We start from the raw sequence: 21,856 nt of genomic DNA, 5'->3' as shown, positions 1-21,856 counted from the left end.
TAGGGCCTCACTAAAAATGGTATTTTTCACGCCGACGCCGGAAAGCCTCCTCTGTGCCTTCCATGATATCCAGGACAGCGGCGGTAACACTGGCCTCGTCAAGCCCGCCCTGTGCTCGGATAACTCCTTTTCCGTCCTTGGCTTCGAGCGCATATACCAACTCGGCATCACCATTTACCGGCAGGTTGGCATTGTGGGTTGCAAGTATGATTTGGCGACCGGCTTTTACCTTGCGAAGCATCGGTATCAGTTCCTTGAACACGAAGTTGGAGTCCAGTTCATCTTCGGGCTGATCTATCACAAGGGGGCCGCCATTCTGAGCTAGCAGCAAGGCGAGCGCGGCGGTATTGCGTTGACCGTCGGAAAGGGAGCCCTCAGAGATGCTCCCGGCAACTGAGCCATCAGATCGAAACAGTTTTAAATCAACGACATCCTTCACACGAGATAACCGAAGCTGGTCCCAGCTCTCTATGTTTTCTACGATGTGCTGCTTCAGGTTGTCTGCCTGATTCTGAAAAAGTTGCCGAGCGCCCTCTCCGCCATTGTCATGGTAGAGATTCCTCAACAGTTCCCAGGGAGAAGTACGGTCACAGTCTGGTATCAGGCTGAATCGATCCATCAGTGCCTGCCCTATGTCGCTCCATGAGCGGGCCAGGGCGGTTCGACCGTCTTTAGGGCCAAAGTGATTCCATAGCTCGGAGAAACTAGCCTGGTCAAACTGATATTGCACCGTCACTTCTATGAACTTGCGCTGCTCCTCAGTCAGAACGGCTAGATCATTTGCGCGATTCGCAGCTTCAACCCGTTTTTGTAGCTGTTCCTGCCAAATTTGGTGTAATCGCTGGACCTGCGTCTCGGGGTCGCCAGCTTCGTCCTTCAATCTCTTGATTTCAGCCTGAAGCTCAGTAATTTCTCTGTGCTTCTTGGCCCTGGCTTGATCAACTTCCTTTAAGTGACCCACATCGTCAGGGGTCAGCCCCTTGGCGGCGCATGCCTGACTAAAATTGGTATCGGCCTGATCAAGATCCTGCTGGATCGCGCTCCAAGTAGGGTTATCGGCCTTGAACGATTCAACATTTTTCTGGTACTGCTCTACAGCTTGGCGAATATGCTTTGCAAGGCTCTCTTTGGCCTGTTTGACCTTCTCGTCAAGCTGCTCAAGCCAAGGACCATGGGGCGCATCTTCAATCTGAAACGAAGCATGGGAGTTCGCTACAACGTCCGCGAGCTCGGCAACATCTGCGAACTGCCTCCCTTGATCTCCATAAAGCGAGTCGAGATAACGGTTTTCCGCCTTTAGTTTTTGGTGCCTGATTGCATCGGCCTGAATCTCACTTCGTGCTTTCCACTGGCGATCAAGCTCCTGATATTCCTGCTGGGATTTTTTGAGATCTTTCTCTAACGCTTTGGCTTGCCGAAGATTGGAAAGCGATGCCTGTATTTTAAGCTTCAGCTTTCTTTCCTGATCATCCAGATCAGCAAGCTCGTTTGCGGCGAACCCGTCGACCAGTTCCAGTAGGCGCTGTGCCTGAGGTATCTGCCCGTCATCCCCTGTTTTCGATTCGGTGAGGCGGTTGAGCTGCTGTTGGCTGAAGAAGCGGATAGGCAAGTTCTGGAAGAACGTCTCAGGATCATGCATATCGTCACGTTGGACAGCAGGTTGCCCATTTTTCCATACGATACGGTCTTCCACTCCATCAGCGCTGACCCAGGACACTTCAAGCTCTGCTCCTGGTTGGTTCAGGGTGTCCCGAACCCGTTTGATTCGGCTTTTCGTGTCCGCATCAATGTCCTCTGACTTATCTTTGCCAAAAATAATACGCAGGTATTCAAGCAAGGTGGATTTGCCGCTTCCGCGACCACCAATCACACAGTTCATGTTTGGTGAGAAGTGAATCTCTTGATCGCCCAAGAAAGCTACGTTCTTAATTGAGAGAGACTGAATTACCGCTTGGCGAACACGATCGGCAGGATGTACATCTGTCACCACATTTTCCGGCAAAACAATGCGAGACTGGTGATCAAGAAAAGCTTGTCGAAGCGATTCTATGGAAGGGGCCGACATTTTTATCCAGGAATATCGGTAACCAATACTGTTGGGTGTTGGTGCCTCTTCATGGTCACAGTCAATTAGCTTCTTATTGTCCGAGGACATCAAAGTTGCTATCGGGCGTACACGTCTCCACCCTGGTTGACAATCCCCCCCTGACTTCAGCAATCGTTGATATCCCACTGACATCAGGTGAACAGGTTTTGGAGCTTCAATCGCCAGCAGTTCAGGATTGGTGAATTGGTCTTGTTGCAGCCAGTCTGAAATAGATTCGTTATCGAAAATCCCGTCATTACTCATCGCGTGAGGCATGATCACGATGCCACCATGCTTTTCTTGAACGATGCGCAATATGTCTTTGAGATTCTTGTCGGACTTTGCCAGTTGGCCGTCTGCTCCAACTCTCGGGTACGCAACACCACACTCTGTGAGGATGGCATCGAGCTGGACTAAATCAGCTCCGGGCTCAAACAAGCAGAGTATGTGAACGCCGCGCCCAACCCCGGCGGCTTCAAATTCAAATCCTGGAAACAGGGAGACGCTGTGATTATGCTCGCGCTCAAGCTCCTCGAAGGCGGACTGCAAGTGGGGAATAAATTCCTTACTTAGAAAGTTGTGGTCAGTTATCCCAACGATGTCCAGCCCGGTGTGATAGCAAGCCTCAGCAAATGCCGTTGCTGCAGAAGCTTCCTGACCGGCTTCGAGGCGATCTCCTTGCCAATGACGAGCATCTGCTGGCGTCTGCATCTGGAGATCACACTTCAGCCAGCGCATTCCTTTGTATTGTGCGCTCATTCTGATACCTCCTTCGCAGACTTCTTCTCGGCCAACGTCAGATGGTGTTCATTAATCCGCTCACCTTTGAAAGTGTGGTACCAAGGCGCTGACTCCACATCCTTGCCACGGTCTTTCGTCCATTTGATGTTGGGTTTGTCGCGCAGGATGCCGGCGCCTTTCTTCTTGACGTCGCCTACGGTTATGAAGGGGCGGATGTTGAGGCGGACGCCGTCGTTGAGGTCCGGGTCCCAGCCTATGGGCTGTTGTTCGATGGGCTTCCAGCGGACGAAGATGTCGTAGGGGGCTTCGCCTTCGAGGATCTGTTCCAATTTCTTTTTCAGGGATTCAGCGGCGGAAAGGCGTTCTTCGGCGCCGTCGACGCCGCTGGCCAGGTCCTGCTTCTGGCGACTGATCCAGTCGCCCAAGTAGGTGTAGTTCAGGGTTTCCAGGTTCTTGCGGTCCAGTTTGTGGTAGTTGATCAGGGCGGCGAAGCCGTCGGGCAGGCCGTCCCAGATGTGCCAGATAAAGGGGCGGTGCTGGAAGAGTTTGCAGTGTTGCGCGAAGAACTTGTCTCGCAGCCAGGTTTCCAGAGTCTTACCGGCGTGGTCGGCACTCTTGAGAAGCTCTGCCAGAACATCGTTGGACCAGGCCTCGCCGTATGCAGCGGCCAACAGGTTCAGCAGGCGGTCGGCTGCCGAGGCCTCACCGCGCACCGGGGGAATACAGACGATGCCGTCGTCATCGGCGAATGGCAGCAATGCCTCGCAGCGCTTAACCCATTTACACTGCTCCTCGGCCAGCTCCATGTCGGCATCCAGCTCGGCGGGCCAGCGGTAGCCGAGCAGGCGGGCAACCGCGACTTGTAGGACGCGGTCGTCGGTACGGAGCGGGCCTTTCATCGTCCACTTTTGTTCTTCATCCCACACGACGGAGCCACAGGGATGGCCGTGGAAGATCCATTGGGTGGGGTCGTCGGTGTAGGGCTTGGGCAGACCATTAGGATAATTTTTCTCAGCTAATTTGGTCCAATGTTCGTAATCGAAAGGCACATTAATCATATACTTGGTTTGAACAAGTATACTTTGATTGATTTTACGAACTTCAATGTTGTATTGAGGACTGCTACAAAACGCCCACAAGATTGGCAGTAGCCCAGGGTCATTAGGTATTATGGCGCAACAGTTTTCGTCGTAAATCCGACCGGAGTATATACTAGCTTTCAATTCACGCATCTTGCTTATGCTGACACCTGGTTTCCCCCAGTTAGGGCGACCTCTTTGCCAATTTTGTGCTGCGTGATTTAAATGTTTAACGCTTTGAGCCAATTCGTGTAATTCGCCTAGACCATTCTCCCATAAAACTGCGTTTGAAAGCCCAGTTGAATGCAGAACTTCAGTTGAGCTGGTTTGAGAAAGTTCCCAAGCGCCACCAAATCCTGAGACTTCCCAGAATCTCCGAGTAAATCTATTCAACTCTCCTGTAGAAATACCCGAAAGAGCAGTGCAATATTCTGCCAAAAGCGGCAACTTGCTATGCTCTTCAAAAGTAACTGTTGAATCAGGGTTTTTTAGTTGACCAAGCTGATAAATCCTGGAAAGCTCAAGGTTTTTCAAAGAAGTTGCTTTCAGCTCAGGGCCTGCAAGTTCTGAACAGTCTATGAATGCAACAGTCGATGATTCGGATGGCTCGGCATTTGTAAGTGTGTAAAGAGCAACAAATGCCCCGGCAGCCGATACGCTATCGAAACCACCTTCACCAATACGAGCCACCAAATTCCATTTGTAGTTTCGCAGTAACTTTATTCTGTGATTTTTATATCTTTTTAGATAAAGCCAATTCTGAGGCATTATTATTTGCGCAACGCCCTTTTTTCCAGAGAAGTCTAGTATGCGCTCAAGAAATACATTGGCCAAGTCATGACGGGCATCGTAGTGCACCTTTTCACAATGACTCGATAGCGTTTTTGATTGTTTCCCTTGGGAAAGATAGGGGACGTTTGTAACAATATAATCATAGGATTGAGTAAGAAGGGTCGCGGTTTTTACGACTCCTTTTGCCACCACTCCCATCTCAAATCGCTCATCATTCTTCTCACCCGCCAACGCTTCATTGAGCAAAGGCCCAACTTCTTCCCACTTCAATTCAAACAGCGACCCTCTCCCCAGGCTCTTTTCGGGATTGATCAAGCTGCCGAGCACCGGTGCATCTTTGAACTGTTTGTAAAGTTCTTCGAGCGCTATCCGAAGATCAGCGTTGTCCCCGGCGAGCTCCAACCAATCTGTCTGCTTCGCGCTGATCGACAATCCAGAGCAGGCTATATTCAGCTCCGGCAATGGCCGGTAGCCCTCTGCGCCGGGGTATTTCCAGGCGGCCAAGGCCAACGCGAAAGCGGCCAGTTCCACACAGCGCTTATCCAGCTCCAGGCCATGAATGTTCTCTCGCAACACCGCATCCACGGCGTCCCGAGCGGACAGAGCGTCTCGCTCCATTCGCATGGGCACGAGCATCAGGAAGGCGGCCACCAGGAAGTGGCCGGAGCCGCAGCAGGGGTCCAGGGTTTTCAGGTCGGCCAGTTGTTCCGGCCAGGCATCGAAAGTGCCGGCAGCCGGTGTCCATCTTGTGTTATCAGCCCCATCATCCTGTTTCACAAACCGCAGGTACTCCAGCGGCACACCAGGGATGGCTGCCTTGTGGCGTAGTTCGTCTTCGCTTTCGGCGTGCTTCAGGTCGCTTTCACTGAGCTGCCGGGCCGCCCACCAGGCACCGAGGGCGTTGTCGAGCAGGAAGCTCACCATGTAGGGCTCGGTGAAGAGCTGGGTGACGGCGGGGAGCTCCCGGGCACCGATCTTGACCTCGGACTGGTTGACCTGTTCCTTCTTCTTGGCCTGCCAGAACTGGTAAACCCAGCCCAGGCTATCGGAGGCGGTAAACACCTCCAGCGGCAGGCCCGCGACCTGGCGTTCCAGAGCCTGTTGGTGTTCCGGTGGCAGGGTGAGCTGGAAGACCGGGGAGTCCAGCCGGAAAATCTGCGGCAGCATACGGGCCGCATAGCGGGCGGCCAGTTCCCAGCCGTTGGCGGCGCCTTCATCGGCAGCCAGGTCTTCACACTCTTCCAGGGTGATGGCCACCGGTTCGTCCGGGTCCGGGTACATCAGCAGGTCGTTTTCGGCCAGGAAACGGGCAAAGAGCATGCGGTGCCAGTGCTCGTAGGCGACCTCCTCCACCAGGCGGTCCATGGTCTGGGCTTTGGCTCCGTTGCCGCCACCGTTGAGGGCGTCGCCCAGTTGGCGGCCATGGGCGCGTAGCTTGCGGCGCAGCTCGCGGTCGGTCTCGCTCAGATGCGCGGCCGGTGTGGGGTCTGCCACACCCAGCTGGTCCAACGCGGCGCGGGCACCGGTTTCGGCGGTGTCGCGGGCGTTTTTAACGGCGCGTTCCAGTTGGTTTCTGAGTGTCTTGTCGAGTGGCTGCATGTTCTTTTACTTCCCCAATCCTTAAAGTGATGCCACGGCTACGGCTTTGGTGCCGTTAAAGCACTTTTCCTGGCACATCGGTACGCACCGATATGCGCACTTTATCCATTAAACGCATAGTATGCGCATAGAAGTTTTTCTATGCGAATTTCAATGCTCACGCGCATTGCTGTATTCATAGCGTGCCCAACGCCGCTCCCCTACCTTCTGGAGGCTGGCGTTCTCCTGCATCAGCTCCTGCATCAGACGCCGGGCCTGGTTGCGGTCAAAGCGGGTAATTTGCCGGATGTCCTTGTTGCTCAGGCCCGGCTCATTGCGACGGGCACGCTCCATCAGAATACTGAGTACGCGGGTTTTGGCGGCTTCCCAGTCAATGCGGCGGCGGGCTTCGCCCTGGCCATCCTCTGCCAACCGATTGTAGAGCTCGGGCTGGATGCACCAGTATGCGCCCCGCCCGGTACCCCCGTGTTCAATGTAACCAGCCGATTCCATTGTGGATAACTTTTCCCGCATTTCCGCTTCGCCACGCTGGCACAGGGTGGCTGCGGTGTTGGTGTCTATTTCCGGATGCTGGAGCAGGTATTGCAGCAGCATCAGTTCATCCACGCCCAGGTTGCGGCCATGCTCGCTCTCCTCGGCCACGAACAGACGGAAGGCGGCATTCAGGTCCCGCTTGGGGAAGCTCACCAGCACGGATTCACCGATTTCGCGGATCTGCGGCGGTTCCTTGCCCTCAATGAGCAAGGCGGAAAACATGCGGTTTATTCCCAGGTTGCTGCGGTTGACCAGGCGTAAGCGAGTCAGCGCCTCCACCAGCAGTGGATTTCGGGCGGCGGGCTGGTGATGGAGGATATTGTTGGGAGTAATGCCGGCAATAAAGCCCCCGTTGTTGCTGATTTCCAGCCGGTTCGGGTAAAGCTTGACCATAACCGGCCCGGCGATGCGCAGATCCGCATGGCAGAAGGCGTTCATCAACGCCTCGCGCACGGCGATTTCCGGCCAGGTGCGGTATTCGTAGTGGAACAGGCCCTGCTGATAGGTGGTGATGGGGTTGAAGGGGACCAGCAGTTCTTCAATGCGCTGAACGGACAATGGCAAGGCGCTGACCCGGTCCTCCCGGATGCCGTACTCGGTATCCGAGATCATTTGCAGGAAGGTCCAGTTGTGGCCGGGGAGGTGTTCCCGGATGGCGGTTTCGGTACCGGCCAGCAACAGCGCCGCGCGAGTCAGTTTGCCGTGTTTGATCAGGCCCAAGGTGGACAGCAGCTCGACATCGGTCAGGCGCAGCAGATCCTCCGGCGCCCGCTCCTTGCGGGCCTGATTGCGTAGGGACTCGAGGGCGGTGGCGGATAGCAACTCGCTTTCCACAAAAGAGGGGGCCACAAGGGAGACGGCTTCGCCGGTGTAATCGGTCTCGCCCGTTTCCACGCCGATTTTGCGGCGCAAGGTGCCGGTGAGCGGTTGGCAATCCTTGCCTACCCGGATGGTGCCCCGGCCAGCGCTGTCAGTGTAGGGCGGCATGCCGGGGTAGATCTGCATAAGCAGCAGGCGACCGGTGCCTTCCGGTACGGCCAGCTCTTCGAATACCGGGGTTATTTTCGGGTCTGTCTGGTCATAAACCGCCTTTTTCAGCAGGTTGATGTCGACTTCCGGCGGAACGCCGAGAATGGCACTTTCACGCCCCCGGGACCGGTCGGCTACCCCAAACACCACGGTACCGCCGCCGCCATTGGCCATGCATACGGCCATCTGGACCACGGTTCTCACCGCTTTGTCGCGGCTTTGCGTGTCCCACTGCTTGAAGTCGAGGTCCTGGTCTTCCAGATCATCGGCGATGCAGTGCTCCAGTTCCGGGAGCAGGGACTCTATGTTGGCGGCAGTCCTCATCGGCACCTCGTCAAATCTACTGCGCCACCCGATTGCGGCGTCGCGTGCTCATTCGCTCCTCGCCTATCCGGCTGATATGTCTCGTCGCTCATTGCGCGGCTCCTTGCACTCGGGCGGCTCGCTACGATTTGTCGAGGTGCCTTGATCACAGTTTTTCCCGTTATTTAACTGGCTCTTTATTTGACGGAAATTGGCCCGTCTGGCAGCGCTGCCTTGAGTTGTTGCTTCACTTCCTCGGCCCAGGCATCGATGTCTGCGTCAGACTTCAGCGTGCGGCGGGGTACGTGAATAAACTGGATCTCCGGCTCGCACAGCTCGGCTGCCGCCACGGCCACATTGTCAAAGCGGCTGGGAAGTGCGGCGACGCGATCGGCAAACATGGCCAGAGCGCACAGATCCAACGTATTCAACACCTCTTGGGTGGATTGAACCGCGACCTTGGGCTGATCGGCCAGGGTCAGGCGCTGGTCTGCCAACAGCTGGTTTCGCTGTTCGGGCTCCAGTTGCTGCCAGTTGCTGTCATCGGCCAGGCGAGCCATGCCTTGCTCGTGGCGTTTCTGGTAATCCTGGTCCAGTCGATTCAGTGCATCCCGGAGCGCCTGTGTCAGGCTGGTAATCAGCGGGGCCACCGGGTCGGGGTCGGTCAGCAACTGTCGCTGCTGTTCAATGGTTTCCACCTGAGCCCGGAAGACATCGGCATCGTCGAGCCCGCCTGCATGGGACATCAGTCGCTTCAATACCGCCCAGTTGGGCCAGCGCTGGTGAATGCGCTCCGAGAGGTGTTCCCAGGTCTCGATGTTGGAGGCCAGCTCTTCGCGTCGGTTATAGAGCGCCACCAATTGCTCGTTGCCGGCGGTGAGGCGAATATCGTCAAGAAAGCTGGTGTCCGGGCGCTCCGGCTTGGGCGCCTCCCCGCCGGCCTCGTCAGCCAGGTCGGAAAGCTTCTGCAGGAACTGAGGCACATACGCCAGCTCCTCACCCTGCTTGGCGGACAAGCCCACCTTCTGCAGCAGCTTACGGATCTGGATACGCTGGGGGGTAGTGACCGTGGCGGACTCTACCTTGAACAGGGTTTTGCCAATGCTCTTGCGCTCCAGGCTGGAGGGTTCAAGAGGTTGGCCGCGCTCGTCCTGGGCGCGGATAAGGCCAGCCACCAGCAGGGCCTGGAGGCCTCCGTCCACGGCATCGCGGGACCAGCCATAGGGGGAAGACTCAAAGTGGGTACGAATATCCGCGCCTTTTTTGCCGCCGGCAATGGCTGCCAGAATGGCTTTGCACACCGGGTTCTTGGCCGGTTCGCCATCATCACCCACAGCCTTGAGGGCGTCTGGCGCGCCTTTCTGGGCCTTTTCGTAAACCTTGGACCAGCCGGCATGGTCAGCGGTATGGAAGTGAGGGTAAAGCCGTTGCAGGGCGTTATTGGCGGCTTCCAGGATCATTTCCTGGAGATCGTTGCCCAGAATCTCGTTACCGCCCCCCTGGAAAACACGGGCTCCGGAGAAGGCTTCGTTCAGTAATTCCCGGATCTTGCCCTCAGCAGTCTGCTTGGTGGTTTCCATGGCAGCCCGGGCCTCTGTGCCCTCCGGGGTGTTGGGCACGCCCCGCTTATCCAGGGTGGCGCTGGCTGCCTTGTAGTCGATCAAATGGTGACGTAGGTCATCGGCAGAGCGCTTGGGGATGAACACGAATACGGTGGGCGATTGGTTACCGGCTTGCCGGGCGTCGGCACGCACGGAGTTTTCATCGCCGCTCCAACCATCACGAACCCAGACGCAAATGCGCTGGCCGGCATCGTCTGGCAGCTGTGCGTCGAACACCGGGTAGATATCGCGAGTGACTTTTGCATCGCCCTGAACCAGCGACAGCTTACGGGCCGCTTCGCCAAAAGTGCGGCGGATACGGTCATCCCGTTCGGCATGAATGCGGTGCGCCTCGCTGGATAGGGCCGCGCGTTGGCTGAGGAATTCGTCTGTCCAAGCGGCGCTCTCTTCGGTCTGGATGCGGTACTCATCGCCGACTTTCATCAGCAGCTCGCAGCGATCCAGCAATCCCGGAAGTTTGCTGCGCAGGCTGCTACTCCCACTGGACAGGTCCTCGACAAGCAAGTCCGCCAGGGAATCCACCGTGGCACGAATGCCGACTTCGTTGTTCTGACCGCCCAGCTTGTTGATCAGGAACACCAGGCCACAGGCACGAGCCATCAGGCGTTCGTCGTCCGAGCCCTTGATCCAGCTCATGGTTTTTTCATGAACCTTGCGGGGCAGAATGCGCGACTGGAGTAGTTTGTCGGCGGAATCGAAGTACAGGTAATCGGCTGGCACCACATAGCCCAGAGGGGCCTCCAGGTTGGTCTGGATGACCTTGTGCACCATGCTGAGCTGGTTGCGCAACTGGCTGTCGGTGCCCGTTTGATCCAGCACGCGAAGGGTGTTTTCCCAGAAACGTCTGCGAACCGGCAGGATGGGATAATCCTGTGGGAAGTAGGGCAAGTCATCCTGACGGTGGCCAATGGTTGTGCCCGCCAGGTGCCGGGAAATTTCCCCCAGGTTGGTTTGCATGATCTGCTCAATGGGGGACTTGGCTTCCGGCTTCTTGGCCAGGATGACTTGGCGGATCACGGCATCCACATCGGCGTCCGAGAGCTCAACGCGGATGGTGAAACGGCCCTCGAGCTTTTTCAGGTTACTGGTGCCGGTAACGGCGGTCTGACCGGTACCAATGAACAGAAGCTTGCCAGCAAAGTTCTTGCAGCAGGCCTCAACAACCTCCTGTACAGCAATGGAGCGTTGACTGTCTTCGCCAATGAACTGTTGAACTTCGTCCAGAACGACCAACGTCAGCGGGAATTTGCCCTCTTGTGTCAAAGCCTGGCGAATGGCCTTGAGCATATCGTCACTGGAGATGTCCTGAACGTACGGATACAGGTTGTTCAGGGTTTCGACGCAAGACGCCGGTGAGGTAAACAGGGCTGGCTTGGCCTGTACCAGGGCATCGTGCAGACCCTCAGCTACGTAGAAATTATCCAGCTCTTCATTCCAGTCGAAGCCGTTGGCTTCCACCTGATTGCGCACCTGGTCATAGATGCCCTCGTGCCTGAGCCACATGACGAAGCGGGCAACCGGGTACTGCTCAGGCAAGTCCACAGATTTAAACAGAATTCGGAGAAGGGCGAGGCGCACACTGCCGCTGGCACCGGAGCCCAAGGTCCCGGACGCAGCATGCAAGCCACCATGACGTTTGGCCTGAGTGCTAAGTTCTCTCAGGTGATCGCTGATGCCTTGGGGCAATTGGGCAATTCCCCGGGCCGTGGCTCCGTCTTCAAAGACGGTATCCACCCACAGCGCCCGCAGCATTTTGACCAGATGGGATTTGCCGGAGCCATAGAACCCGCTCACCCAAACGGCCGGCTGCTGGGCCTGGTCGATATTCTTGAGGTAGGTTTCGAGGATGTGTGACATCCCTTTTTCGTACTGACCATCACAAACGAACGTTTCCAGCTCGTAGCGAAGAACCGCCAGGGCATGGCCGGTGGTCTCGTCGTTGACGCTTGCCACCCCCTCGTTGACCAGCTTCCGGGTGGTTGGATCCTTCTGATAAATGTCACGATTCTTCATTAACAACCTCTTATTCAGTAATCCTTATCCGCCGTGATGGGCATGGCGAGATAGTTCCACCCGTCGTAACCGTCCAGCAGTCGGTAGTTGTTGTTTTCATAGCTTCCAGGAAAGAACACCAGCAGCCGCCCGGGTACCTGGGGAGCGAGCTTGTCGACCACATCCTTCACCTTCAGGAAGCCGAAAAGTGATCCAACGCCCTGGATTGCCACCACGGCGTTCTCACCAATATTGCGGCTGTCCAGAAAGCGCTCGAACTCATTCACGATGTAATCGAGATACTTGGGCAACACAGTGGCGAGTAAATGTGGCTTCTGAAAGTAGCTCTTGGCATAGCGCTGGCTACTGAGCCAAGCTGCAAAGGTGTTGGTCAAATCAAACAGCGCCCAGTCGTGACCGGCCTGTTTGGTGACAATTTCAAACTCATCGACCCGGGCACGGAGCCAGCGCTCCTCGTTCTCGTTATACACACAGAAAATGACGCGCTGTGCGGCAGCCGCATCGTCCCGCCAGGGGATGGATATATGCCTGCTGTACGATTGTACTAACCGTCTAACCCTGCTCACGCAGCCACTCCTGTTCTTGCTGGTTGATAAGGCTCGGGAAAAGCACCTCGATCACATCCCCCACCCGCTTGAAGGTTATCCAGCCCTTACGTGAGGCCTCCTCCGCAAGCTCGATGGCTTTGTCGCGTGGGCAATCGAGCAACTTTATATATTCGGTGCGAAAGAGCCCCTGCCCTCGGGCTCCGGTCAAGTATCCGAGCAAAAGTGCGTATGAAACACTCCCCGGAGTGGGTGTGGGATGGGTGCGAATTTTTTTCACCCTACCGGTCAAGTGGCCTGACTTGGTCCAGCTTGAATTGATGTTCTGAGCTGTCGATTTCAGGGTTGCCTTGCTAAAACGGCCAGGTTCCTGGCTGTCGATAAATTCTTCCAGGGACTCCCTGTTGATCACTGTCCCTTCCGGACATTTCAGGATAAAGGGCGCCGTGGAGCGAAAGATGGAGTCGCGGGCATAGGCACACAGCATGGCCAGCAGTGGGCGCCCTGCTTCATCTCGCTTCCAAAAATGCCGGAGGGCGCGAAACAGGATGTGGGCGGTATCCAAAGAATAGAGTTCCGCCAGGTGACGGTAGGTCAACCTCCGGGTTTTTCCCGAGCGTTTGGCGAGGCAGTTGTCCTCTTCGACAGCACGCAGGTAGTCGCCTTTCGAGACTTCTTCGCGGTCGACATAGCCAAGGAGCGTTGCCAGTTCGTCAAGCATCACGGTTCGGGAGCTGTGTGCTCCTCCCCGCTCGAAACGAAACCCGAACCGGGCTAGCGACTTATGATTTTTTGCCATTGTCGCCACTGGTGTCACTTGCTCCGCCGTTGCGTACCCACTCATCAATCTCATCTTTCTTGAACTTCCAAAAACGGCCCACCCGGTGGGCTGGCATGGAGTGTTTGTCTATCCAGCGGTATACCGTGTCATTGCTAACACCCAGGTGCTTGCCTATTTCATCTACGGATAACCAGCGGTCTTCCATCTCGGCCATGTTTTCGCTTCCTATGGGCGATGGTGTTGCCGCCCCGTCTGAGGCGGCAGGATCTCACGGGCGGAGCAGTGCCCTGACCTAAATTGATAAGCCAATGTATAGAGGCGCTATCATGCACTCAACAGGTTTGAGCCGGATAGAGGCGCAGAAAGCAGCATCCGCCAAATATGGGCCAGGAATGAGAAACGCAGAGAGCAGCCACAGAAAGAAGCAGTTACAGGAAGAATTAGGCAAGCCCGCGAAATTGCTTAACGCAGCGAGGCGCTTGCAAAAGACGATAGTTTGCGCTTCTTAAATCATTGAAAAAGATGATGATTTCTAGCGATCACACCACTAAGTCAGTAGCAACCGAGCGAATATACTTCGGCTAGCCGAATATCTGCGCCAGATCCGGCGCCTCGTCGCCACTCTCCTCGATCGACAGCGACGCCTCGATCGCCTTGAGGTGGCGCTGCATGAAGGCGACCGCGCGCGCTTCCTTGCCAGCTTCCAGCATCGTGACCAGTTCGTCGTGATCGTGGGATTCGCAGCCCAGATGGCCGGAGGATCCATAGACCGCCAGGATCAGCGAGGAGCGCGAACACAGGCGCTCGATGAACTCGGCCAGCGGCGTATTGCCGGAGAGTTCGGCCAGGCGCTGGTGGAACTGGGCGGAAAGCTGGATGGCCCGGCTCTGCTCGCCGGCCCGCAAGGCCTGGCGTTCGCTCTTCGCCAGCTCGCGCAACGCCTTGGCGTCGGCCGGCTTGAGCCGGCGGGAAACCCACGGCATCAGCTGGCATTCGACCAGCTGGCGAGCGGCGAAGACGTCTCGCGCCTCCTCGATCGTGGGTCGGCTGACGCTGGCGCCCCGGCGTGGCGTCAGCGTTACCAGATACTCGAGCGCCAGTCGCTGGAGAATCTTGCGAATGCCGGTGCGGCTGACACCGAACACCTCCGCCAGCGCGTCCTCGCGCAGACGCGCCCCGGGCCGAAGACGATGCTCGACGATCGCCTCGCGAATCTGCTGATAGATCGCTTCGTGACGCTCGGCGCCGTTGCCCGCCTTGCCGGCGCCCCGGCTGCGCCTGGCCGGCTTGCCGGCTTGCCCTTCATTCCGCCCTGCCGCTGCGTTCGCGGTTGTTGCCATCGTTGTTCGCTCCACCCAGCGTACTTTTCCACGTCCATCGATCCATGGCTCGATTGTATACGCCGCCCTTGGAGATGACAGCCTCCGCCTTCCTCAACCCTCGACCAGCCGCCGGGCGCAGGCGTTGTGCCTCGCCACCATGGCGTCGAGATCGTGACCGAGCAGCCGGCCCCCTTCGACGCGCCGCACGCCGTTGACGATCGACAGGTCGACGTTCGGCGGCTGGCAGAACACCAGCGAAGCCAGCGGATCGTGGAGCGCGCCGCCGGCCAGCGCCAGCGAATCGAGCCGGAAGCCGATGAGATCGGCGGCCTTGCCCACCGCGAGCTGGCCGATATCGTCCCGCCCCAGTACCGATGCCCCGCCACGGGTGGCGAACCACAGCATCCGGCGGGCGGTGATCTCGCTCATGTCGCCCTGCAGCCGTCCCAGCAGCATCGCCTGGCGCGCCTCCGCCAGCAGGTGCGAGCCGTCGTTGGACGCGCTGCCATCGACCCCCAGGCCGACGCGCATGCCGGCCCGATGCATCGCCATCACCGGGGCGATCCCCGATCCGAGCCGCATGTTGGAACTGGGGCAGTGCGCGGCGCCACAGCAGTGGCCACCGAGCCGTGTGATCTCGTCGGCATGCGGATGCACCATGTGCGCAAACCAGACGTCGCTGCCGACCCAGCCGACCTGCTCGGCGTATTCCACCGGCGTGCAGCCGAAGCGTTCGCGGCAGAAAGCTTCCTCGTCGCGGGTCTCGGCCAGGTGCGTATGCAGATGCACGCCGTAATGGCGGGCCAGCGCGGCGCTCTCGACCATCAGCTCGCGGGAAACTGAGAACGGGGAACAGGGCGCGACCACGATGCGGGTCATCGCTCGCTCGGACGCATCGTGATAGCGCTCGATGGCACGCTGGGTATCGTCGAGGATCGCCTGTTCCGACTCCACCACGCTGTCCGGCGGCAGCCCGCCCTGGGACTCGCCCACCGACATCGAACCGCGCGAGGCGTGAAAGCGCAGCCCCAGCTCGGAGACCGCCGCGATCTGGTCGTCGATGCTCGCGCCGTTGGGCCAGAGGTAAGTGTGATCCGCCGCCGTGGTGCAGCCGGAGAGCAGCAGCTCGGCGGCCGCGATCTGGCTACTGGCGTGGATCGACTCCGGATCGAGCCTCGCCCAGATCGGATAGTGCGTCACCAGCCAGTCGAACAGCTCGGCGTTCTGCCCGGCGGGCAGGTTGCGCGTCAGGGTCTGGTAGAAGTGATGGTGGGTATTCACCAGCCCCGGCAGGATCACATGGCCGCGAGCATCGATGACGACGTCGGCCGGTCCGGCTCGCTCTTCTGTCAGTTCTTCCGCCGGACCGATGGCAGCGATGCGATCGTCCTCCAGCCGGATACTGGCATGGCGCAGTTCGCGCTCGGCATCGTCGAACGTCGCGATCAGTTCGGCGTTATGGATCAGTGTCGTTGTCATCAGCTGCCCCGGTAGGTCGAGTAACTATACGGCGACAGCAACAGCGGCACGTGATAATGCTCGTTCGGTGCATCGACCGTGAACTGCAGTGGAATCCGATCGAGAAAATGCCCCTCGGCGGCTTGGCTGGCACGTAAGCCGGATGTGTGGCCGGCCCGTAAATAGTCACCGGCGTGAAACAGCAGTTCGTAGACGCCTGCGGTGAAGTCGTTGCCTTCGAGCAGCGGCGCATCACAACGGCCGTCCGCATTGGTCTTCACGTCGGCCAGACGCAGGCGCGTGCCGCCCTCCAGCCGATAGAGTTCGATGCGCAGCTCGCTGGCGGGGCGGCCCAGCGCCGTGTCCAGCACGTGAGTGGTCAGATAGCCGTGGGGAGTTTCGCTCATGAAGACCTCGATAGGGTGGCATGCGCGGCGGGCGCGAAAACAGTGGATTGCCGGGCGCGGAAAGCGTTAGCCTCATTCAAGTGCGTTTGTATACAAAGGTCAACCGGAGTCCTCATGACCACAATGCTTCTCTCCCCGCGCCCCAGCCAGCTCGATCGCGACGCCTTCATCGTCAGTTATGGCGAGATCTACGAACACTCGCCGTGGATCGCGGCGCAGAGCTGGGATACCGGTCTCGGCGAGGCGCAGGACACCCCAGCCGGGCTGGCCGAGCGGCTGCGCCAGCAGGTAGACGCGGCATCGCCGGAAGCCCAGCTCGCGCTGATCCGCGCCCATCCCGATCTGGCCGGCAAGGCGGCGGTCGCCGGCGAGCTGACCGACGACTCCCGCTCGGAGCAGGCCGGCGCCGGCCTGGACCAGTGCACGCCGGCAGAGTTCGCCCGCTTCGAGAAGCTCAACCAGGCCTACCGCGAGCGCTTCGAATTCCCGTTCGTGATCGCCGTTCGCGGGCTCGACCGCCACGCCATCCTCGATGCGTTCGAGACGCGCCTGAATCACTCCCCGGAAGAGGAGCGTCGCACCGCCATCGAGCAGATCCACCGGATCGCGCTGCTGCGCCTGGAGCAGCGAGCCGACCGAAAGTCGTAGCCGCTGGCGCACAGACACTGGGAGAGCGAGCGGTTATCCTGAGCGCCTGACCACGGACGAACACGAGAGCGGCGACGGGTGACGGACAAAGAGCGGAATCGGGCGACTGACCAGGAGCGGAATCGGGTGACAGACCAGGAGCGGATTCGGGCGACAGACCAGGAGCGGGTTCGGGCGACAGACCAGGAGCGGATTCGGGCGACAGCGACCGATCAGCCACGACACGGCGCGGCGGAGCCCAAACGCCGTTCCGTCGGCCGGCCGGCCGGCAGCGCCAAGAGCAGCGGCGGACACAGCCAGTCGCTGGTACGGGGTCTGACCATTCTGGAAGGGCTGGCCGCAGCCCCGGACGGGCTGGCACTTTCCGATATCGCCGAAGACGTCGATCTGGCGCCCTCGACCACGCACCGCCTGTTGCAGGCGCTGTTCCAGCAGGGCTTCATCACCCAGGATGTCGAAAGCGGCCTGTGGAAGATCGACGTCAAGACCTTCCGCATCGGCAACAGCTTTCTCGAAGCGCGGGATTTCGTCGCCACCGCGCGCCCGTTTCTGCGCCGTCTGACCGCCACCACGGGGGAAACCGCCAATCTCGGCATCCGCGACGACGGCATGGTGGTCTATCTCGCTCAGAGCGAATCCAAACAGATGATGCGGATGATCACCCGGCTCGGCTCGCGGGCGCCACTTCACGCTTCCGGCGTCGGCAAGGCGCTATTGGCGTGGATGCCGCCGCAGGAGTTCGAGCAGATCGTGGCCGGACGCACGCTGGAAGGGGAAACGCCCAACACGCTGACCGATGTCGACAGGCTGCGCGAGCAGCTGGTCGAGATTCGCCGCCAAGGCTACGCCGTCGATCGCGAGGAGCATGCCATCGGTCTCAACTGCGTTGCCGCCACGCTCCACGACGAAAGCGGCCTGCCGCTGGCCGCGATCTCCGTCTCCGGCCCGGTGGCCCGGATCGACGACTCCCGCCTGCCCGAGCTTGCCGCCCTGGTCGCCGAGACCGCCCGCGAGATCACCGCCAAGATCGGCGGCAAGACGCCGACCGAACCGCCGGCATAGGTGCTTGGTCCGAAAAGTCGTCGAGCGCAGGCACTTTGCCTCTGGAAACGCTGAATAAGTCGTCGAGCAGGATGAAGTGGGCGGCATTCCGTCGCAAGGCGCACGGAGCGCAGCAACCGGAGCATATTGGGATATATGTGAGGATTCGACCGGGCTGGCGCTCCAGCACCGCGCAACGAAGCCGATTCGCCTGCACAGACACTTATGCAGTGTTTCCTCAGGTATTCAGGATCACCCCGCCATTCAGATGAATCGTCTGGCCAGTCATGTAGGAAGATTCCTGGCTGGCCAGGTAGACGTAGGCCGGGCCCATCTCGCTGGGTTGGCCGGCGCGCTGCATCGGCACCTGCCCGCCAAAGCTTTCGACCTTCTCGTCATCGAAGCTGGCCGGAATCAACGGCGTCCAGACCGGACCCGGCGCCACCGCATTGACGCGGATCTCGCGATCCACCAGCGACTGCGCCAGCGAACGTACCAGCCCCTGGATCGCCCCTTTGGTGGAAGAATAGTCGATCAGCGTCGCGTTACCCTTGAAGGCGTTGACCGATGACGTCGCGATGATCGTGTCACCGGCGCTCATGTGCGGCAGGGCTTCGCGCACGAAATAGAAGTGGCTGAAGATATTGGTGGCGAAGGTGCGCTGCAGCTGTTCGTCGGTGATCTCGGTGACATCGTCCCAGTCGTGCTGCTCGGCGGCATTATTGACGAGGATATTGAGACCGCCCAGCTCCTGACACGTGCGCTCGACCGCTTCACGACAGAACGCGGAGTCGGCCACGTCGCCCTTGAGCAGCAGGCAGCGCTGACCTTCGGCTTCGACCAGCGCCTTGGTGTCTTCCGCATCGCGATCCTCATCGAGATAGACCACGGCGCAATCGGCCCCTTCACGGGCATAGTGCACCGCCACGGCGCGGCCGATACCGCTGTCGCCGCCGGTAATCAGTGCCACCTTGCCCTTGAGCTTGTCGGTGCCGCGATAGTCGTCGCGAATGAACTCCGGCTCGGGCTGCATGTCATGCTCGTCGCCCGGCTGCTGCGCCTGATGCTGCGGGGGAAAATGCGATTCTGACATTCTGGCTCCCTCCTGAATCGAATCGAATGAACGATGGCGGCTGAATGGCGCCGTCTCTTCTCGCCGCGGCGTATCCTCCAATGGATTGTCACGGCGCTCCCAAAGCATAGGAAGCCTGGGCGGATTCATTCAAATCCCGCTACCGGATCTTAAGCCAGATTAACGGTATCGAAGACGCCGCAGGAGACAGCCGCCCGTGGACAGTTGACCAGCCCGGCGAACGGGAATATTCGACAGCCGGGACGATATCGCCGCCACGCGTGAAGCCGATGACGCACGGCGCTACACTATCGCCCGACCAAGCGCCCGACCGAGCGCCCGACCGAGGCCGCTACGCTCGGCCAGCCCGATTTCGCCACCTGTCGCCAACGAGGTTTCCCGATGCCTTCGCACCTGCTTTCCGTCGACTCGCTCTCCCGTGACGCCGTCGACCACCTGATCCGCATTGCCGAGCGCATGGAGCCGATCGCCCAGCGGCGCAAGGTGACCCGCGTGCTCGAAGGCGCCGTGCTCGGCAACCTCTTCTTCGAGGCCAGCACCCGAACCCGGATCAGCTTCAACGCCGCCTTCTGCCGGCTCGGCGGCAGCGTCTGCGACACCACCGGCTTCACCTTCTCCTCGATGGCCAAGGGGGAATCGCTCTACGACACCAGCCGCGTCATGGGCGGTTACGTCGACGCCATTGTCATGCGCCACCCCGAGCAGGGCTCGGTGGCGGAATTCGCCGAAGCGACCCAGGTGCCGGTGATCAACGGCGGCGACGGCCCCGGCGAGCACCCGAGCCAGGCGCTGCTGGACGTCTACACCATCACCAAGGAGTTCGCGCGATTGGGCAAGCCGCTGGCCGGTGCCCACCTGCTGCTGACCGGCGATCTGAAATACGGCCGCACCGTGCACTCGCTGATCAAGCTGCTGTCGCTCTACGAACCGCTGCGGATCACGCTGGTCTCGCCGCCGGGGCTGGAAATGCCGCAGCACCTGATCGATCTGGTCGCCTCGCGCGGGCATCGCATCGAAACGCGCCCCAATCTGGCGGAGAGCTTCGATGATGTCGACGTGATCTACGCTACTCGGATCCAGCGCGAGCGTTTCACTGCGGAGATGTCGGAGAGCTTCGCCGAGCTGACCTCGGATTTCGTCGTCGATCGCGGTTTCCTCGACCGCCGCTGCTCGCCGACCACCATCGTCATGCACCCGCTGCCGCGTGACAGCCGCCCCGGCGCCAACGATCTCAGCACCGACCTGAACGGCGACCCGCGCCTGGCGATCTTCCGCCAGACCGACAACGGCATTCCCATGCGAATGGCGATCTTCGCCCACCTGCTGCAGGTGGAGGACCTGATCGAACAGGATCCGCGTGACGTACGCTGGTTCGTGCCGCCGAGCTTCGGCGTCGACGACCGCACGCTCTGAATCAGCGCCGCGCCTGCCAGAACAGCGAAAACAACTCCGATTGCGAGCTGACACCCAGCTTGTCGTAGAGATGCTTCTTGTGGGCGCGCACCGTCTCGATCGAGATTGCCAGACGGCGGGCAATCTCCTTGGTCGAGCTGCCACCCAGCATCAATTGGCTGACTTCGCGCTCACGCTCGGTCAAGGCGTAGCGTGAATCGAAGTCAAGCTCCTTGTCCGGTTGCGGATGCCACGGATGTGGCCCGGAAGCACCATCTTCTTCCGGCTCGAAATGCATGCGAAGCCGCATCAGCGCCAGTAGCCACGGCTGCATCAGGGCGAGACTGCCCAGCGCCTCCCGGGAAAATGGGCGAGTCGAGCCCAGCGACAGGCACAATGTCCGGCGGTCATCCAGCGTCTGATTGAAATGGATCTCGTCGGCGACGATGTTGCGCTGGAAATAGCGCTGATAGTACTCGGTGCGAGTGAAGTGCTGCGGCGCCACTTCGGCTAGCGTGAACAGGCCGCAACGGACGCGCTCGCAGGCATCGATGTAGAACGGATCGAGCAGATACAGGCCACGCTGATAGTCCTGAAACAGCGCGTCGTCGGCACCGTCGTCCTCGTCGCTTTCGGCGAGGATACGGGGCGGCTGCTGGCGGTCGAAGACCAGCGCCACCCAGGTATCGAAGTGCACTTCACTCGCCAGCCGCCGGACGAGAGCCAGCCAGAAGCCGGCACGATCCACGTTCTCCGCCAGTTGGCCGAAGGCGCGATGCCACTCCAGGCTTTCCAGCGAGGTCATCTCAGCTGAGCCTGTCTCCGGCCGAGCTCGTTGGGTCATCGTTTTTTCTCTTTCAAGCCAAGCCGAATCCCCCAATCGGGTTACCCCGCTTGCGGGATAGGCAGTGGCGCGGGATTGGGGATACTGAAGGCCATCAGCTCCCGTTCCAATCACAACTTCCCGGAGTGTTCCATGCAGCTTGTCCTGGCACAACTCGCCAGCCGTGAAGGCGAAATCGAGCACAACCTCACCCGAGCGCTCGAGGTCGTTCATGCCGTCGACGACGATACCGCGCTGATCGTCTTTCCCGAAACGCATCTGAGTGGCTTTGCCGAACCTGAGCATGTGTTCGATCGTGCCCTGACGCTCGACGGGCCGGAACTCGAGGCATTGATCGAGGCCAGTCGCGATCGCGATCTGGCGATCGCCATCGGCCTGCTGGAGCGAGAGGGCGAGACCGTGTTCAACACTACCGTACTGATCACGCCCGAAGACGGTATCGCACTACGCTACCGCAAGACCCACCTGTGGCCGGACGAACGCACGCTGGTTCAGCCTGTAATGACCCCCTGGTTTCTGCACACCCT

At 59.4% G+C, this 21,856-nt stretch carries 16 protein-coding genes; 4 read left to right on the top strand and 12 right to left on the bottom strand.

Features of this window, described 5'->3' with window-relative positions:
- Positions 1 to 10 precede the first annotated feature (10 nt).
- The 10 genes from CCD76_RS11250 to uraH all read right to left on the bottom strand — a co-directional run bounded on the left by CCD76_RS11250 (position 11) and on the right by uraH (position 16,311).
- Complete coding sequence (locus CCD76_RS11250; RefSeq protein ID WP_087719605.1) at positions 11 to 2,845, bottom strand: TrlF family AAA-like ATPase; 2,835 nt, start codon at positions 2,843 to 2,845, stop codon at positions 11 to 13.
- Positions 2,842 to 6,297, bottom strand: a complete 3,456-nt coding sequence (locus CCD76_RS11245; protein WP_087719604.1) for an Eco57I restriction-modification methylase domain-containing protein — start codon at positions 6,295 to 6,297, stop codon at positions 2,842 to 2,844. The genes CCD76_RS11250 and CCD76_RS11245 overlap by 4 nt, the downstream gene beginning before the upstream one ends.
- Positions 6,298 to 6,447: 150 nt before the next feature.
- On the bottom strand, positions 6,448 to 8,184 hold the full coding sequence (locus tag CCD76_RS11240) for an RNA-binding domain-containing protein (protein WP_087719603.1): 1,737 nt from the start codon (positions 8,182 to 8,184) through the stop codon (positions 6,448 to 6,450).
- Between the two features lie 176 nt (positions 8,185 to 8,360).
- A complete protein-coding gene (gene brxC, locus CCD76_RS11235; RefSeq protein ID WP_087719602.1) occupies positions 8,361 to 11,798 on the bottom strand; it encodes a BREX system P-loop protein BrxC in 3,438 nt (1,145 codons plus the stop codon).
- A 14-nt stretch (positions 11,799 to 11,812) separates the two neighbouring features.
- Positions 11,813 to 12,364, bottom strand: a complete 552-nt coding sequence (locus tag CCD76_RS11230) for a BREX protein BrxB domain-containing protein (RefSeq protein ID WP_087719601.1) — start codon at positions 12,362 to 12,364, stop codon at positions 11,813 to 11,815.
- Complete coding sequence (locus CCD76_RS11225; protein ID WP_218777021.1) at positions 12,351 to 13,064, bottom strand: hypothetical protein; 714 nt, start codon at positions 13,062 to 13,064, stop codon at positions 12,351 to 12,353. The genes CCD76_RS11230 and CCD76_RS11225 overlap by 14 nt, the downstream gene beginning before the upstream one ends.
- A gap of 61 nt (positions 13,065 to 13,125) precedes the next feature.
- Positions 13,126 to 13,338, bottom strand: a complete 213-nt coding sequence (locus CCD76_RS11220; RefSeq protein WP_063140232.1) for a helix-turn-helix domain-containing protein — start codon at positions 13,336 to 13,338, stop codon at positions 13,126 to 13,128.
- Between the two features lie 367 nt (positions 13,339 to 13,705).
- Positions 13,706 to 14,464, bottom strand: coding sequence for a GntR family transcriptional regulator (locus CCD76_RS11215; RefSeq protein WP_087719599.1), 759 nt, complete (start codon positions 14,462 to 14,464; stop codon positions 13,706 to 13,708).
- A gap of 93 nt (positions 14,465 to 14,557) precedes the next feature.
- On the bottom strand, positions 14,558 to 15,925 hold the full coding sequence (locus tag CCD76_RS11210) for an 8-oxoguanine deaminase (protein ID WP_179208905.1): 1,368 nt from the start codon (positions 15,923 to 15,925) through the stop codon (positions 14,558 to 14,560).
- Positions 15,925 to 16,311: a hydroxyisourate hydrolase gene (gene uraH / locus CCD76_RS11205; protein ID WP_087719597.1), complete on the bottom strand. Its 387-nt coding sequence runs from the start codon at positions 16,309 to 16,311 to the stop codon at positions 15,925 to 15,927. Before uraH ends, CCD76_RS11210 begins: the two co-directional genes overlap by 1 nt.
- 114 nt (positions 16,312 to 16,425) lie before the next feature.
- Between uraH and uraD the strand changes: the two genes are divergently transcribed.
- Positions 16,426 to 16,959 carry a 2-oxo-4-hydroxy-4-carboxy-5-ureidoimidazoline decarboxylase gene (gene uraD / locus CCD76_RS11200; RefSeq protein ID WP_087719596.1) on the top strand — a complete coding sequence of 178 codons (534 nt, stop codon included), beginning with the start codon at positions 16,426 to 16,428 and terminating at the stop codon, positions 16,957 to 16,959.
- Positions 16,960 to 17,151: 192 nt separating this feature from the next.
- A complete protein-coding gene (locus CCD76_RS11195) occupies positions 17,152 to 18,021 on the top strand; it encodes an IclR family transcriptional regulator (protein ID WP_087719669.1) in 870 nt (289 codons plus the stop codon).
- A 217-nt stretch (positions 18,022 to 18,238) separates the two neighbouring features.
- Here the strand turns inward: CCD76_RS11195 and CCD76_RS11190 are convergent, their stop codons facing one another.
- Positions 18,239 to 19,093, bottom strand: a complete 855-nt coding sequence (locus CCD76_RS11190; RefSeq protein WP_087719595.1) for an SDR family oxidoreductase — start codon at positions 19,091 to 19,093, stop codon at positions 18,239 to 18,241.
- Positions 19,094 to 19,474: 381 nt separating this feature from the next.
- On the opposite strand from CCD76_RS11190, the gene pyrB reads away from it, so the two are divergent.
- Positions 19,475 to 20,506, top strand: a complete 1,032-nt coding sequence (gene pyrB / locus CCD76_RS11185; protein ID WP_087719594.1) for an aspartate carbamoyltransferase — start codon at positions 19,475 to 19,477, stop codon at positions 20,504 to 20,506.
- Between the two features lies 1 nt (position 20,507).
- On the opposite strand, the gene CCD76_RS11180 is transcribed toward pyrB, so the two are convergent.
- A complete protein-coding gene (locus CCD76_RS11180) occupies positions 20,508 to 21,329 on the bottom strand; it encodes a response regulator transcription factor (protein WP_218777020.1) in 822 nt (273 codons plus the stop codon).
- A gap of 132 nt (positions 21,330 to 21,461) precedes the next feature.
- Here CCD76_RS11180 and CCD76_RS11175 point away from each other — a divergent pair.
- Positions 21,462 to 21,856, top strand: a 395-nt coding sequence (locus CCD76_RS11175) for a nitrilase-related carbon-nitrogen hydrolase (protein ID WP_306298801.1), incomplete at its 3' end; no start/stop codon positions are given.

The sequence above is a fragment of the Salinicola salarius genome, assembly GCF_002179555.1.
Classification (GTDB): Bacteria; Pseudomonadota; Gammaproteobacteria; order Pseudomonadales; family Halomonadaceae; genus Salinicola; species Salinicola salarius_A.
Note: the sequence above shows the minus strand (reverse complement) of the source record. Positions and strands in the feature narration are given on the sequence as shown.

Excerpts from the sequence above, each read along its gene's own strand:
- CCD76_RS11250 (WP_087719605.1), bottom strand. The coding sequence starts at position 2,845 with ATGAGCGCACAATACAAAGGAATGCGCTGGCTGAAGTGTGATCTCCAG.
- CCD76_RS11245 (WP_087719604.1), bottom strand. The coding sequence starts at position 6,297 with ATGCAGCCACTCGACAAGACACTCAGAAACCAACTGGAACGCGCCGTT.
- CCD76_RS11240 (WP_087719603.1), bottom strand. The coding sequence starts at position 8,184 with ATGAGGACTGCCGCCAACATAGAGTCCCTGCTCCCGGAACTGGAGCAC.
- brxC (WP_087719602.1), bottom strand. The coding sequence starts at position 11,798 with ATGAAGAATCGTGACATTTATCAGAAGGATCCAACCACCCGGAAGCTG.
- CCD76_RS11225 (WP_218777021.1), bottom strand. The coding sequence starts at position 13,064 with ATGCTTGACGAACTGGCAACGCTCCTTGGCTATGTCGACCGCGAAGAA.
- CCD76_RS11220 (WP_063140232.1), bottom strand. The coding sequence starts at position 13,338 with ATGGCCGAGATGGAAGACCGCTGGTTATCCGTAGATGAAATAGGCAAG.
- CCD76_RS11215 (WP_087719599.1), bottom strand. The coding sequence starts at position 14,464 with ATGGCAACAACCGCGAACGCAGCGGCAGGGCGGAATGAAGGGCAAGCC.
- CCD76_RS11210 (WP_179208905.1), bottom strand. The coding sequence starts at position 15,925 with ATGACAACGACACTGATCCATAACGCCGAACTGATCGCGACGTTCGAC.
- uraH (WP_087719597.1), bottom strand. The coding sequence starts at position 16,311 with ATGAGCGAAACTCCCCACGGCTATCTGACCACTCACGTGCTGGACACG.
- uraD (WP_087719596.1), top strand. The coding sequence starts at position 16,426 with ATGACCACAATGCTTCTCTCCCCGCGCCCCAGCCAGCTCGATCGCGAC.
- CCD76_RS11190 (WP_087719595.1), bottom strand. The coding sequence starts at position 19,093 with ATGTCAGAATCGCATTTTCCCCCGCAGCATCAGGCGCAGCAGCCGGGC.
- pyrB (WP_087719594.1), top strand. The coding sequence starts at position 19,475 with ATGCCTTCGCACCTGCTTTCCGTCGACTCGCTCTCCCGTGACGCCGTC.
- CCD76_RS11180 (WP_218777020.1), bottom strand. The coding sequence starts at position 21,329 with ATGACCCAACGAGCTCGGCCGGAGACAGGCTCAGCTGAGATGACCTCG.